This window comes from Sphingomonas sp. GW821-FHT12D09 (assembly GCF_058807215.1).
This window is the reverse complement of sequence record NZ_JBXAQL010000001.1, coordinates 554,423-569,567: the sequence shown is the minus strand read 5'-3', so window position 1 is coordinate 569,567 and position 15,145 is coordinate 554,423. Positions and strand designations below refer to the sequence as shown.

The 15,145-nt window shown below is 67.0% G+C and carries 10 protein-coding genes; 3 read left to right on the top strand and 7 right to left on the bottom strand.

The window, feature by feature from the left end:
- Nucleotides 1-105: 105 nt before the first annotated feature.
- From AC1RPL_RS02730 to AC1RPL_RS02720, 3 genes are read left to right on the top strand one after another with little or no spacing between them, the layout of a single operon-like run.
- Nucleotides 106-2,415 (top strand): autotransporter assembly complex protein TamA, encoded by a 2,310-nt coding sequence (locus AC1RPL_RS02730; RefSeq protein WP_493067718.1) that lies wholly within the window; start codon nt 106-108, stop codon nt 2,413-2,415.
- Nucleotides 2,415-6,635: a translocation/assembly module TamB domain-containing protein gene (locus tag AC1RPL_RS02725; RefSeq protein ID WP_493067717.1), complete on the top strand. Its 4,221-nt coding sequence runs from the start codon at nt 2,415-2,417 to the stop codon at nt 6,633-6,635. Before AC1RPL_RS02730 ends, AC1RPL_RS02725 begins: the two co-directional genes overlap by 1 nt.
- Nucleotides 6,636-6,687: 52 nt before the next feature.
- Nucleotides 6,688-8,157, top strand: coding sequence for a flavin-containing monooxygenase (locus tag AC1RPL_RS02720; protein WP_493067716.1), 1,470 nt, complete (start codon nt 6,688-6,690; stop codon nt 8,155-8,157).
- 228 nt (nt 8,158-8,385) lie between these two features.
- On the opposite strand, the gene AC1RPL_RS02715 is transcribed toward AC1RPL_RS02720, so the two are convergent.
- The 7 genes from AC1RPL_RS02715 to AC1RPL_RS02685 form a co-directional block, all read right to left on the bottom strand.
- Entirely contained in the window at nt 8,386-9,600 is a 1,215-nt protein-coding gene (locus AC1RPL_RS02715; RefSeq protein WP_493067715.1) for a flavin monoamine oxidase family protein, read from the bottom strand.
- On the bottom strand, nt 9,597-10,052 hold the full coding sequence (locus AC1RPL_RS02710; RefSeq protein WP_493067714.1) for a MaoC family dehydratase: 456 nt from the start codon (nt 10,050-10,052) through the stop codon (nt 9,597-9,599). The genes AC1RPL_RS02715 and AC1RPL_RS02710 overlap by 4 nt, the downstream gene beginning before the upstream one ends.
- A 96-nt stretch (nt 10,053-10,148) precedes the next feature.
- Nucleotides 10,149-12,074 carry an acetyl/propionyl/methylcrotonyl-CoA carboxylase subunit alpha gene (locus tag AC1RPL_RS02705; protein ID WP_493067713.1) on the bottom strand — a complete coding sequence of 642 codons (1,926 nt, stop codon included), beginning with the start codon at nt 12,072-12,074 and terminating at the stop codon, nt 10,149-10,151.
- A gap of 124 nt (nt 12,075-12,198) precedes the next feature.
- Complete coding sequence (locus tag AC1RPL_RS02700) at nt 12,199-12,507, bottom strand: DUF3088 family protein (RefSeq protein ID WP_493067712.1); 309 nt, start codon at nt 12,505-12,507, stop codon at nt 12,199-12,201.
- Entirely contained in the window at nt 12,504-13,007 is a 504-nt protein-coding gene (locus tag AC1RPL_RS02695; protein ID WP_493067711.1) for a nuclear transport factor 2 family protein, read from the bottom strand. Before AC1RPL_RS02695 ends, AC1RPL_RS02700 begins: the two co-directional genes overlap by 4 nt.
- 9 nt (nt 13,008-13,016) lie before the next feature.
- Entirely contained in the window at nt 13,017-13,376 is a 360-nt protein-coding gene (locus tag AC1RPL_RS02690; RefSeq protein ID WP_493067710.1) for an endonuclease domain-containing protein, read from the bottom strand.
- A gap of 149 nt (nt 13,377-13,525) precedes the next feature.
- Complete coding sequence (locus tag AC1RPL_RS02685; protein ID WP_493067709.1) at nt 13,526-15,142, bottom strand: carboxyl transferase domain-containing protein; 1,617 nt, start codon at nt 15,140-15,142, stop codon at nt 13,526-13,528.
- Between the last annotated feature and the right edge of the window lie 3 nt (nt 15,143-15,145).

Here is a 15,145-nt window from a genome sequence, read left to right as displayed (position 1 = left end):
CTTGGTTAATCGCAAAAGACCGGACCCAAAGTGCGTTTGGGTCGTTACGCTTGCGAGAGGGCCGGGCTAGGACACGGCTCGAAAGGGAGCCAGTTGCGTAAAGGGGTGAAGCGGATTTGGCTGGCGGCGCTCGCCGGCACGGCATTCGTGCCGGGCATTGCGCACGCCCAGATTTCCGACCCCAAGCCGGGGCAGGGCGCGCCGCCCTCCGGCCCCGCGCCCGCACCTTCCGCTACCCCGACGCCGGGCAATACCCAGGAAGGCACAGTGGTCGTCGTTCCGCCGGTGGACGAGAGCCCGATCGTCCCGGACGAGCAGTTCGAGGCGGCGATGCCCAAGATCGAGGGGGACATCAACGCGCCGCTTGAAGCGCTGCCATCGCCGACGGGCGGCACACCGGCGCCGACGCCTGCCACCCAGGGCCAAGCGACGCAGCAGATCCAGCAACAGGCAGAAGAGACCTTTGCCGCTGCGCCCGCCGAGGATGTCGAGTTCGCGAAGCCGCTGCCGCCGCTTTCCGAGTTCAAGGTCGAACCGGCGGTGGAGGACAAGGTTTCCGACAAGAAGACTGTGACGATCCGCTATTCGACGCGGGAAGAGGGCCTGTCTGCGCTGGGGCTGGAGGACCTGTTCGAGGATCTTTCCGCTCTGGAGAATGGCGGCGGACGCGCGGCGAACACCGCGATGGTCGCGGCGCGCGCGCGCGAGGACGAGAAGCTGGCGGTGCGGCTGCTCCAGTCGCGCGGATATTATGACGCCACCGCGATCTCCACCGTCGAGCCCGATCCCCAACAACAGGGCAGGGTCCGCGCAACGGTGAGCGTCACGCCGGGGCCGCTCTACCGGCTGGGCGATGTGAAGATCGACAGCGATCCGACCGTGCCGCCGGGGCTGTTGTTGCGCGAATTGAACCTCAACCCCGGCGATCCGATCGAAGCGGAGCGCATCCAGGGTGCGGAGGCCAATGTGGCGCTCAAGCTGCCGCAACAGGGCTATCCCTTCTTCAAGGTCGGCCAGCGCGACATCCTGCTTGATGACGAGACCCAGATCGGCGATTACACGCTGCCGATCGCGTTGGGTCCGCGCGCGGTGTTCGGCGATATCCGCGCCGAAGTCGGCTCGACCAACATGGCGGGCCGTGGCGAGGGCAGCGCCGATCCTGCGGGCAGCGCGGACACCAGCACGACCGTCACCACCGAACGACGCACGCGCCGCCAGCGCCGCGTGCGTACGCCGGCGTTCGGCGCCGATCACATCCGCGTACTGCGGCGATACAAGCCGGGCGAGCTCTATGACGTGCGCGCGGTCGATGACCTGCGCGCGGCGATGATCGCCACCAGCCTGTTCTCCACCGTCTCGGTCGAGCCGGTGCGCACCGCCCAGCCGGGGCCGGACGGCACCGAAGTGGTCGATCTGCTCGTGCGCCAGAACCCCGGCCGCCCGCGCACGCTCGCCGCCGAGATCGGCTATTCGACGGGCGAGGGTATCCGCCTGACCGGTAGCTGGACCCACCGCAACCTGTTCCCGCCCGAAGGCGCACTGATCGTATCGGGTGTGGTCGGCACACAGGAGCAGGGCCTGACCACGACCTTCCGCCGTTCCAATGCCGGGCAGCGCGACAGGACCTTCCAGCTGAGCGCGGCGGCGAACCACAAGGATTACGACGCCTACGAGGCCTATACCGGTACGCTGGCGATACGCTGGTCGCGCGATTCGACGCCGATCTGGCAGAAGCGCTGGACCTATTTCTACGGCGCCGAGCTGATCGGTACCAATGAGGATCGCTGGAACTACAACACCAACCAGCGCGACCGCGGCACTTGGCTGATCGGCGCGCTGCCGCTTTTCCTGGGCTATGACAGCTCGGACAATCTGCTCAACCCGACTCGCGGCTTCCGGATCAAGGCCAATGCCAGCCCGGAGACTTCGGTGCGCGGTTCGGTGCGGCCCTATGCGCGGTTCATGCTGGAGGGCACTTATTACCAGCCGGTCTCGAGCAGCATCGTGATTGCAGGACGCGCTCGGGTCGGATCGATCGTCGGGATTGCGCGGGACGATTTGCCGCCTTCGCGGCGTTACTATGCCGGCGGCGGCGGGTCGGTGCGTGGTTTCGGTTATCAGGAGCTCGGTCCCCGCTCGCCCGACGACAAGCCGGTGGGTGGGCGCAGCCTCAACGAGTTCGCGCTCGAGGCGCGCTATCGCTTCGGTAACTACGGCATCGTCCCGTTCATCGACGCCGGTCAGGTCTATGAGGGCATCTACCCGACCGGCAAGAACATGCGCTTCGGCGCGGGCATCGGCGGGCGGCTCTACACCAATTTCGGCCCGATCCGCGTCGACGTGGCGACTCCGATCAACCGCAAGCCGAACGAGTCGAAGATCGCGCTGTACATCTCGATCGGGCAGGCCTTCTGATGGCCGAGGACACTCCCCAGGCGGCGGCCGAGCCCGAGGTCGTGGTGGTGCGCAGGCCGCTTTGGCAGCGCGTGGCGAAATGGACCGGCATCGCGTTGGCGGGGCTGTCGCTGGCGGTGAGCGCGCTGATGCTGGGGATCAACACTCAGCCGGGGCGGCGTTTCGTTGCCGACCAGATCGCCCGGCTGACGCTGGGATCGGGGTTGAATTTCAAGATCGGTCGGATCGACGGATCGCTCTACGGCGCGATGATCCTGCGCGATGTGCAGGTGCGCGACACGAAGGGCGTGTTCGCGACCTCGCGTGAAATTCGGCTGGACTGGCGGCCCTTCGCCTATCTTAAGAACCGGATCGACGTGCGCAGCGCCACCAGCCCCGAAGTGAAGCTGCTCCGGCTGCCCGCGCTCAAGCCATCGGGCGATCCCAATGCGCCGCTGCTGCCCGATCTGAACATCGATATCGGCCGGCTCGACATCGCGCGGATCGACATCGCCAAGGAAGTCGATGGCCGCGCGCGCTATCTCGGGCGGCTGGCGGGCAAGGCGCATCTGGCCGACGGGCGGGCGCAGCTGGTGCTCGATGGCGGTACGCTGAGCGCGCCGGGTGTGGCCGGCGGGGACAAGCTGGCCCTCACGCTCGACGCGACGCCGGACAAGAACAAGCTCGGTATCGACCTGAAGCTCGCTGCACCCGCCAAGGGGCTGGTCGCCGGGCTGGCCGGGCTCGATGCACCGCTTACGCTGGCGGTGGCGGGCAAGGGCGACTGGACGCGCTGGCAGGGCAAGGCACTGGGTACGCTGGGCGGGAGCGAGCTGGCCAATCTCGACCTGGTCGCGACCAATGGCCGCTTCCAGCTGCGCGGGCCGCTGCATCCCGGGCTGTGGCTCAAGGGGCCGGTCGAGCGGCTGGCTTCGCCGCAGCTCATGCTGGACCTCGACGCCAAATGGGCGGACCGGATGGCGGACGGTGTGGTCAAGCTCCACTCGGATGCGCTTTCGGTGGAGGCCAAGGGGCAGGTCGATCTTGGACATAACCAGTTCCACGACCTCAAGGTGGACGCGATCCTGCTCAAGGCGGGCGCGGTCGCGCCCAACCTGGTCGGGCGATCGGTGCGCGCCTCGCTGGCACTGGACGGCGCGTTCAACCGGCCTGTGGTCGATTACAAGCTCTCTGCCGCGGCTTTGGGCTTTGGCGAGACGGTGGCCGAGAAGCTGTATGCCGAGGGGCGGGCGCGGGTGGATGCGGATCGCATCCTGGTGCCGGTGCGGGCGCGGGCGGCCCGGGTTTCGGGGCTGAACGCGGCGGCGGGCGGGCTGGTGACCAACCTGACCGTAAATGGCGACCTGGCGATTTCGGGGCAGCAGATACTCTCCGACAATCTCCGCCTGCGCTCGGATAAGATCGATGCGACTGCGATCATCGCCGCCGATGTCGGCACCGGCCGCTATACTGGCGCGCTCAAGGGGCGGGTGAACGACTATCAGATCGACGGGGTCGGCATCGTCGATCTGAAGACCGACGCCCAGCTCTATGCAGCGCCGGGCGGCGGCTGGGGGATCAAGGGGCATATCGCCGGCAATACCCGCAAGATATTCAGCGATGGCGCGCGCGAGTTCCTGGGCGGCAATGCCGTCGCCTCGGCGCGGCTGGTGCTCGATCCCAAGGGCGTGATTGCGATCAGCGACGTGCGCATGAAGGCGCCGCAGTTCCGCGTGCTGCGCGGATCGGGGCGCTACGACCCCGCGGGGCCGATCCTGATCAATGCCGATGCGGTGTCCGACCAATATGGCCCGCTCACCGCGCGCGTGACGGGTACGCTCAACGCGCCGGTGGTGCTGCTCAAGGCGGCGAAGCCGGGGCTCGGCATCGGGCTGGTCAATCTCGAGGCGCAGGTCCGCGGGCGCGGCAATGCCTGGGCGGTACTGGCCATGGGCGACACCGATTACGGGCCGTTCAACGCCGATGTGCTGGTGCGCACGGGCAATCGGCTGGCGATCGACATCAATTCCGGGCGGTTCGCCGGCATGGATATCACCGGCAAGGTCGCGCAGACCGCCGCCGGACCGTTCGAAGGCGAGCTGGCGTTCAACGGATCGGGCGTGGTCGGTCGGGCGGCCCTGTCGGCGCAGGGAAAGCTGCAGCGCGCCGATGTGAAGGCGACCGCTTCGAACGCGAAGATTCCCGGCAATGCGGAACTCACTATCGGTCGCGCGCTGATCAACGGCAGCGTCGTGCTGGCCGACACGCCGGAGATCACCGGTGACGTGCAGGTCGCGAACCTGCGCCAGGGCAAGTTCGTGCTCAAGACCGGGCGGGCGAAGATCCAGTACGCCGGCGGCAGCGGCACCGCACAGGTCTTCGCCAATGGATCGACCGGAGTGCCCTTCCAGGTCGCCGCCAATGCCAAGCTTGCGCCCAACGAATGGCTGGTGGCGTTGCAGGGACAGGGGAGTGGGGTGAACTTCCATACCACCCAGCCGGCGCGTATCGCGATCCGCGAGGGGACCTATCATCTGCTCCCCACCAAAATCGAGTTCGACAAGGGCAGCGCGCGGATCGGCGGCAGCTATGGCAAGGGCATGGTGCTGCAGACCCGGCTCGACAGCCTGGACCTGGCGGTGATCAATGCCTTCGTCCCCGATCTCGGCATTGGCGGCACGGCGACGGGCAGCCTCGACTTCGCCCAGACCTCGCCCGCGGCATTTCCCAGCGCCGATGCGCGGCTGGAGATCAAGGACTTCACCCGCGCCAGCCTGGCGAGCGTATCGACCGCGGTGGACGTCAGCTTCGTCGGCAAGTTGCTGCCCGATGGAGGCGATGCGCGCGCGCTGATCCGGCGTGGCAGCGCGACGATCGGCCGTGTCGTCGCCACGTTGCGCCCGCTCGGCCCCGAGGCGGGGAGCTGGACCGAGCGCATGTTCGCCGCGCCGCTGGCCGGCGGCATCCGCTACAATGGTCCTGCGGCAGTACCCTTCTCGCTGGCGGGGCTCACCGGCCAGCAGCTCGACGGGCCGATCGGCATCGCGGCGGACTTCTCGGGCAAGGTGGAAGAGCCGCGGCTCAGCGGCGTAGTCCGCGCGACCAACCTCCACTACGAGAACGAGAATTTCGGCACGCGGCTGACCGCAATGCAGATCGACGGCAATTTCTCGAACGACGCGTTCATCCTCAATTCGCTCACCGCCAAGGCGGGCGACGGCACGGTGAAGGCGCAGGGCAAGATCAGCCTGTCGTCGGCAAACGGCTATCCGCTGCTGTTCACCGCCGATTTCGACAATGCCCGGCTGGCGCGCAGCGATGCGCTGGGGGCGACGGCGACAGGCAAGGTCACGATCACCAAGAACCCCGATGTCTCGAAGATCGAGGGCCGGCTGACCATCCCGGAGGCGCATTACCAGATCATCCGCCAGGGCGCCGCCGAAGTGCCTGAGCTGACCGGCGTGCGCCGCAAGAGCGATATCGTCGACGCCGACCAGAAGCCGACGCGGGTGCTGCGCTCGTTCGGCGACTTCGACCTCAACCTGCGCATCGATGCCGACAACCGGCTGTTCGTCACCGGCATGGGGCTCGAGTCGGAGTGGCGCTCGCGGATCACCGTGCGCGGCACCACGCTGGCACCGGACATCCGGGGCAACCTGGAGATCGTGCGTGGCACATACAGCTTCGCGAGCCGGCGCTTCACGATCACGCGCGGCACGATCCGTTTCCAGGGCGCGGAGTTCAGCAACCCCACCGTGGACATCGAAGGCAACACCACGGCGGAGGGCGTCACCGCGATCCTCACCGTATCGGGCACCGCGCAGATGCCGCAGATCGCGTTCAGCTCCTCGCCCAGCCTGCCGCAGGAGGAAGTGCTGTCGCGGCTGTTCTTCGGCACCAACGTTACCAATCTGAGCGCGACCGAGGCGATCCAGCTCGCCGCTGCGCTGCAGTCGTTGAGCGGCTCGGGCGGCGGGCTCAATCCGCTGGGCCAGCTCAAGTCGGCCACCGGAATCGACCGGCTGCGCATCCTCGGTGCCGACGATGTCAGCGGTCGCGGCACCGCGCTGGCGGCGGGTAAGTACATCACCAACGACATCTACGTGGAGATCATCACCGATGCGCGCGGCTTCACCGCCACCCAGCTCGAGATCTCGCTAAGCCGCACGCTCAGCCTGCTCTCCTCGGCGGGGACGTTCGGCGGATCGAGCGTCAGCCTCAAATACTCACGGGATTATTGAGCCCGCGCGTTTTCTGCTTACAGTGGTGTAAACAGAACCGCGGGAGAGGCACGTGGCCGAGCATTTCGACGTCGTGATCGTAGGAGCCGGCATCTCCGGCGTCGGTGCGGCCTGGCATCTCCAGGCGAACAGCCCGGACCGCAGCTATGTGATCCTGGAAGGACGCGAGCGGCTGGGCGGGACCTGGGACCTGTTCCGCTATCCGGGCATCCGATCGGACTCGGACATGTTCACCTTGGGCTTCTCCTTCCGTCCCTGGACCGACAGCAAGGCGATCGCCGACGGGCCCGCGATCCTCAACTATCTCGACGAGACGGTGCGCGATCATGGGATCGGCGACCATATCCGCACTTCGACCAAGGTCACGAGCGCGAGCTGGTCGAGCGAAGAGGCGCTGTGGACAGTCACGGCGGAGCGGGGCAGCGAGACGCTGACCTTCACCTGCGGCTTCCTGTTCCTGTGCACCGGCTATTATAACTACGAGCGCGGCCACACGCCGGACTTCGCCGGAGTGGCGGACTTCAAGGGACGGATCGTCCATCCGCAATTCTGGACCGACGATATCGACTACAAGGACAAGAACGTCGTCGTGATCGGCAGCGGCGCGACGGCGGTGACCCTGGTACCCGAGCTCGCCAAGCAGGCGAAGCACGTCACCATGCTCCAGCGCTCGCCGACCTATATCGTCTCGCGCCCGTCCGAGGACAAAGTCGCCAACTGGCTGCGCAAGCGGCTGCCGGCGATGACCGCCTATGGGCTCACCCGCTGGAAGAATGTGCTGCTCCAGCAATTCTTCTACCGCCTGGCGCGCAACAACCCGGAGAAGACCAGGGAGCGGATCGTCCAGATGGTCCGCGACGAACTGGGCGCGGACTATGATGTCGGCACGCATTTCACCCCAAGCTACAACCCCTGGGACCAGCGCGTCTGCCTGGTGCCGGACGCCGACCTGTTCGCGTCGCTGCGCGGCGGCAAGGCCGAGGTGGTGACCGACACGATCGACCATTTCACCGCGGACGGCATCCAGCTCGGCTCGGGCAAGACACTGCCGGCGGACCTGGTGATCACCGCGACCGGGCTGGAGATCCAGCTGTTCAGCGGGATGCCGATCACCGTCGACGGCAAGCTGTTCGAGACCGGCAACGCGATGACCTACAAGGGCATGATGTTCGCCGACGTGCCCAATTTCGCGATCTCGTTCGGCTACACCAATGCCAGCTGGACGCTGAAGAGCGACCTGACCGCCAATTATGTCACTCGCCTGCTCAACGCGATGAAGAAGCGGGGCATGCGCCAGGTAACGCCCCGCATCGCCGCGCCGGTGGAGGAAATGCCGTTCCTCGACTTCACCTCGGGCTATGTCCAGCGTGCCGCGGACAAGCTGCCGCGCCAGGGCAAGCGCAAGCCATGGCGGCTCAACCAGAACTATGCCCGCGACGTGATGGCGCTGCGGTTCGGCGGGATCGACCAGGAGATGGAATTCTCCAACCCCGTGCCGAAGGCGGCGAAGAAAGCGGCGTGACTTCCGCCTCTCCGGCAGCGGGCCGTAGCTGATTCGGGCTCTGCGCGGCGCGCGGAAGTTTACGAAGCATACACTACGGGGGGACCGTTCCCTTCCCGCACGGGTGCGCACGGCGCACGCGATCGGCTGGGCAAGGGAAGCGGGCCTGCATCCACCAGTATGGAGCAGGCGAAATCCTACATTACAAGCGTTGGTCGTCGATCCGTTCAGGCTTCCCCTTCGCGGGGATCAGGACAGCCACGCCTTCGCCGCCGCGACGCCGGTGTTGTACGCGCCATGGGCCGTGGAGAATTCACCGTCCGATGTGGCTTCGCCGGCGAAGCGGATGCGAGGATCCATGCCCTCGCGCAGAACCTTGCGGGCGCCGTGCTGGCCGGGGCGGGCGTGGCTGTAGCCGCCCAGGACATAGGTTTCGCGCCCCCAGGCCGAGCCCGCGACGAAGCGCAGCTTCCTGCGCCAGTCGCTGCCGAGCAGGTTCACCAGCTCGCCGATGGCGAACTCCGCGGCGCCGTTCAGCCCTTCCTTCTCCATCGCCCGCGCGCCGTCGCCGCCGAGCATGCACTCGACCAGCGGGCGGCCAAAGGGCTTGAGCGTGTAGGTGCCGGTGACGGCGCTGTGGGGATTGCCGAGCAGGTGGGCGTTGTCGTCCACCTCGTCGGAATCCTCCAGGGTGAAGAACAGCTTGTCGGCGAGGCCGAGGGGCAGTTGCGCGGCGGCGTGGAGGATCGCATCATGGCCCGGCAGCCTGATCGCACCGCTCGCCAGGACGTTGCTGGAGACGGTGACGATCACCGCATTGGCCGTGATGACCCCGCGCGGCGTCTCGATGCGGAGCTGCTTGGCCGAGGTGTCGATTGCCGTCACCGGAGTTGCCAGCGCTACCGGCAGCGCGGCGGCATGCGAGGAGACCAGCGCGCCATAGCCGTCGCAAATGCGCCAGTTGATGTCGAGCGACGCCTCTTCATAAGCCTGCCAGTCGGTCACCGACATCTCGCGCATCGGAGCACCGTTAATATAGCCCGAAAGCGCATCGAGCGCCGGGTTCCATTCGCTGTCCGGGGGCAGCAGGTCGGCGGCGCAGTCGTTTGGCGGCGGGTTGTGCATCGCCTCCATGAAGCTCTCGAACGCCGCCCAGAGCGCCTGCTGCTCTTCCTTGCTGGCGCCGAGCCCGCGCCACTGCTCGCCCCAGCGCGCCGGGGAGCGATAGATGGCGAAACCGCGCGCCTCGGCGATGGCTGCCCAAGGGTTCTTGGTCGCCGAATGGAGCCAGCCCGCGCCCATGTCGATCGGCATGCCGGCGATATGGACCGTATGGGCACGGCCGCCGAGTCGGTCCTGCGCTTCGAGCAGCAGCACGTCCTTGCCGGCATCGGCCAGCGTGCGCAGCGCGCCGACACCGGCCGCACCGCCGCCGATCACGACGATGTCGGCATGGTCCTTCACGCCGCCGGCCGGCTCTTGAGCAGGGCCGAGCGCAGGCACTCGCAGACCACTTCATCGCGCTGGTTGAGCATGCGGTGCTTCCAGGTGACGATGCCCTGGCCAGGACGGGACTTGGAGGGGCGCAACTCGGTCACTTCGCTCTCCGCACGCAGCGTGTCGCCGATGAAGACGGGCTTGGGCATGCGCAGCTCGTCATAGCCGAGATTGGCGACCAGCGTGCCGGCGGTGGTGTCGCCCACGGTGACGCCGACCATCAGGCTGAAGGTGAAGGTTCCGTTAACGAGGATCTGGCCGAACTCGCTCGCCCGCGCCGCCTCCGCATCGAGATGCAGCGGCTGGGTGTTGTGCGTCATCGTCGAGAAGAGGAGGTTGTCCGTCTCCGTCACCGTGCGGCGCAGTTCGTGGGCGATGATGTCGCCGACCTGCCATTCGTCGTAGAACCTGCCTGCCATTTTCTCTCGCCTCATACCTCGTCATGCTGAACTTGTTTCAGCATCCAATGCGCCACAAGCGGTATCCCCGGTGGAGGGTTGGACCCTGAAACGAGTTCAGGGTGACGGGTTGGTTTCGTTGTACCGTTCGACCTTCACCAGCAGCGTGCCTTCGCTCACCTGCGCGCCCGGCGTCGCGTTGAGTTCGGCGATACTGCCGTCGAACGGGGCGGTGAGACCATGCTCCATCTTCATCGCCTCGAGCGTGACCAGGCGCTGGCCCTTTGTCACGGTGTCGCCGGCGGCGACCTCGACTGCGGTGACGCGGCCCGGCATCGGAGCGAGGATCGCGCCGTTCGCAGTGGCGCCCGCGCCGGCATGGCGCGGCGCATCCAGTGAGAAATAATAGGTCCTGCCGTGCTCGACTGCGAGAATTCCGTCTCCCCGCGTCCAGTGCGCCGCGGAGCCGTCACCGACGCCGATCCGGCCCGCATAGCTGTTCGAGTCATCCCACAAGCGCACGTCGCGGCGATCGGGTGCGTTAAGCCGCAGCCCGACACAGATCGTCCATGGGCTGACAAGCGCATCGGGGCGAGACACATGCTCCAGGTCCGGCAACATGCCGGTGCGCTCCGCCAGGCTGCTCGCTGCGGCATCGAGCAAACGGCGCGATGGTTCGGGCGGCGCGGTCAGCGCGTCGAGATGCTGGGCGATGAAACCGGTATGGACGTCGCCTTCGGCGAAACTGCGATGGTCGACGAGACGGTACAGAAAGGCCGCGTTGTTACGAAGCGGCCAAGTGGTCAGCTTGTCGAGCCCCGAAAGAAGATCGGCGCGCGCCGACTCGCGATCGCCGCCTCTGCCGATTATCTTCGCGATCATCGGGTCGTAGAAGGGCGTGACCAAATCGCCGGCAACGACCCCCGCATCGATCCGCGGATAGCCGAAGGGGCGGAACTCGCCGACCACGCCGGTCTGGGGCAAGAAGCCATTGTCCGGGTTCTCGGCGTAGAGCCGCGCTTCGATCGACCAGCCGTTTATCTCCAGCTCGTCCTGCGCAAGCGGGAGCGGCTCGCCGGAGGCGACGCGCAGCTGCCACTCGACCAGGTCCTGCCCGGTGATCTCCTCGGTCACCGGATGCTCGACCTGCAGCCGGGTGTTCATTTCCATGAACCAGATGCGATCGGCGCGCAGGCCTTCGCTGGCGTCGGCGATGAATTCGATGGTGCCGGCGCCGACATAGTCCACCGCCTTGGCGGCGCGGACGGCGGCGGCGCAGATCGCCTCGCGGGTGTCCTCGTCCATGCCCGGAGCGGGGGCTTCCTCGATCACCTTCTGGTGGCGGCGCTGGAGCGAGCAGTCGCGCTCGAACAGGTGGACGACGTTGCCGTGGCTGTCGCCGAATACCTGCACTTCGATGTGGCGCGGCGAGAGGATGTATTTCTCGATCAGCACGCGGTCGTCGCCGAACGAGGATGCGGCTTCGCGCTTGCAGGAGGTGAGGGCGTCGAGGAAGTCCGCGGCCGCGTCGACGCGGCGCATGCCCTTGCCGCCGCCGCCCGCGACGGCCTTGATCAGCACGGGATAGCCGATCTTGTCGGCCTCGGCCTGGAGGGTTGCGGGGTCCTGGTTCTCGCCGAGATAGCCGGGGGTGACGGGCACGCCGGCGGCGATCATCCGCTCCTTGGCGGCATCCTTCAGGCCCATGGCGCGGATGGAGTCGGGCCTGGGGCCGACCCAGACCAGGCCGGCGGCGATCACGGCCTCGGCGAAATCGGCGTTCTCGGAAAGGAAGCCATATCCGGGGTGGATCGCCTCGGCACCCGTCTGCTTTGCGGCGGCGATGATCTTCTCGCCGACCAGATAGCTCTCGCGCGCCGGCGACGGGCCGATATGGACCGCCTCGTCGGCCTGGCGGACATGCAGCGCCTTCGCGTCGGCGTCCGAATAGACGGCGACGGTGCGGATGCCCATGGCGCGGGCGGTGCGGATGATGCGGCAGGCGATCTCGCCGCGGTTGGCGATGAGGAGCGACTGGATCATCGACATTCAACCAACTGGTTGTGCATTATCTTGAATCTCTTGATAGTCCCAACGCGTCTCGGGAGGCCGGCGCCGAGGGCTCCCGAGACGCGTTCCAGCATGGAAAATCCTACATTGCCAGTGCTCATGGGTGGCGCTCCGGAAAACCGTGGCGGGTGGCGAGGGCGGCGAGCAGGGCCTCGATCTCGTTGGCGAAGCCACCGTTCCAGATGAGCGCCGGCAGGTTCTGGTTTTCCGCGCCGAGCGCTTCGATCACTGCAGCGCGCGGGCGGGGCCAGGGGACGCGGACGATATCGATATTGGCGGCGCGCTCTGGGAAGGTGGCGAGCAGGCCCTCCACGATCATGCATTCCTTGCAGTAGAAGGTCCGCTCGCCGCCATAGGCGGGGTCGGCCCATTCGGTGTCGAGCAGGAAGAGCGTGTCGCGGCTCATTGGGTGGGGCAGCCCGTCTTGCGCTGGGTCCAGGTGACGCTGAGGACCTTCCACGCGCCCTTTTCACGGACGAGGTCGAAATGATCGACGCCGCAATGCTGCACCTTGCCGTCGATCAGGAAGACATAGGGCGACCAGACCATCGCGATGTCGCCGTCGACTTCGATGGCGGGCATGGTCAGGCGCTCTTCCATCTTCTCCGGACCGGGCTTGATGCCCGCGGTGAACTCGTCCCAGCTCAGATGGCGTAGCGTGCGCGCGCCATCGACCTGCTCGATCGCGACGGTGCCGCCGCCTTCGGGCCGCGTCTGGGCGAGGATCGCGGCGGCGTCCCGCGCGGTGAGACCGGCGAACATCGCATTGATCGGGGCAAGCACTGCGGCGGCTTCGGCGTCCTCGTAGGGGAGCGGGTTGGCGGGCGGGAGCTTGGGAGCGGTGGTGGTTTGCGCGAGGGCGGGGAGGGGGGTGAGGAGGGCGAGGGGCAGAAGGAGATTGCGCATGGGCTTTCCTTACAATTCCTCCCCGGAACGGGGAGGGGGACCGCCGGCCGCGAGGCCGGTGGTGGAGGGGGCCCGCGCGCGGCAGGCATGGACGATGCCGGTGATGACGTCATCGAGGTCTTTCAGGATTTCGGTCGCCGGGATGCGGAGCGTGTGGAAGCCGATTTCTGCCAGACGCTGATCCCGGATGGCATCTCGTTGCGGTCGGTCACCACGACCGTGATATTCGCCATCCACTTCGATGGCGAGGCGCGCCTTGAGGCACGCGAAATCGAGACGGTAACCGATTTGCGGGTTCTGGCGACGGAACAGGAAGCCACCGGGTTCCTTGCGGAGCTGTTGCCAGAGCAATGCTTCTGGAAGCGACATCTTCTTCCGGTCCGCGCGGGCCTTCCGCACGTCCTTGAAGGGGGCGCGCAGGATCTTGGGCTGGCGTGGGCCCCCTCCACCACGCGGCTTCGCCGCGCGGTCCCCCTCCCCGTTCCGGGGAGGAATTGGAGGCAGTACCGACGCGGCCATCACATCCGGAACACGCCGAACGCCGGGCGCTCGGGGATCGGGGCGTTGAGCGTTGCCGCCAGGGCCAGGCCGAGGACGTCGCGGGTCTGGGCCGGGTCTATGATGCCGTCGTCCCATAGCCGGGCGGTGGCGTGCCAGGGGTTGCCTTCGTCCTCGTAGCGCTGGCGGATCGGAGCCTTGAAGGCTTCGGCTTCCGCCGGCGTCCATTTCTCGGCGTCACGATGCACGGTAGCCAGGACGGAAGCCGCCTGTTCGCCGCCCATTACCGAGATCCGGCTGTTGGGCCAGCTGAACAGGAAGCGCGGCGAATAGGCCCGGCCGCACATGCCATAATTGCCTGCGCCGAAGCTGCCGCCGATCAGCACGGTAAGCTTGGGAACGGTCGCGGTGGCAACGGCGGTGACCAGCTTCGCGCCGTGCTTGGCGATGCCCTCGGCCTCATACTTGCCGCCGACCATGAAGCCCGAGATGTTCTGGAGGAACAGCAGCGGGATACGGCGCTGGCAGGCGAGCTCGATGAAATGGGCCCCCTTCTGCGCGCTTTCCGAGAACAGGATGCCGTTATTGGCGATGATGCCGACCGGCATGCCCCAGATATGCGCGAAGCCGCAGACCAGGCTGGTGCCGTAGAGCGCCTTGAACTCGTGGAACTCGCTGCCGTCGACCAACCGCGCGATGACCTCGTGCACGTCATAGGGCGCGCGGACGTCTTCGGGGATGATGCCGTAGAGTTCCTCGGAATCATATCTCGGCGGACGCGGATCGAGCAGGGCGATGTCCGGCGTGCGATCGGCGGGCAAGTGGCTGACGATGTCGCGGACGATGGTCAGCGCATGCTCGTCGTTCTCGGCCAGATGATCGACCACGCCGGACTTGCGGGCGTGGAGGTCGCCGCCGCCCAGCTCTTCTGCGGAGATGACTTCGCCCGTCGCGGCCTTCACCAGCGGCGGGCCGGCGAGGAAGATCGTGCCCTGTTCGCGGACGATCACGCTCTCGTCGCTCATCGCGGGGACATAGGCGCCCCCGGCGGTGCAGCTGCCCATCACGCAGGCGATCTGCGGGATGCCCTTGGCCGACATGTTGGCCTGGTTGAAGAAGATCCGGCCGAAATGATCGCGATCGGGAAAGACTTCGGCCTGGTGGGGCAGGTTGGCGCCGCCGCTATCGACCAGGTAGATGCAGGGCAGGCGGTTCTGCTCGGCGATCTCCTGGGCGCGGAGGTGCTTCTTGACCGTCATCGGATAATAGGTGCCGCCCTTCACCGTGGCGTCGTTGCAGACGATCATCACGGTGCGGCCCGAGACGCGGCCGATGCCGGCGATCATGCCGGCGCCGGGGACTTCCGGTGTTCCGTCTGGGCCTTCGTACATGTCGCAGGCAGCGAGCTGGCCGATCTCGAGGAAGGGGCTGCCCGGATCGAGCAGGCGCTCGACGCGCTCGCGGGGCAGGAGCTTGCCGCGGGCGGTGTGGCGCGCACGGGAAGACTCGCTGCCGCCGAGCGCGGCTTGCGCGACATCGGCCCGGAGCTTGTCCGCCAGGGCGCGGTTATGTGCGGCGCGGGCGCGGAAATCCTCAGCGTCCGCCGCAACCCTCGAATCGAGCACCGGGGCGCTCATAGA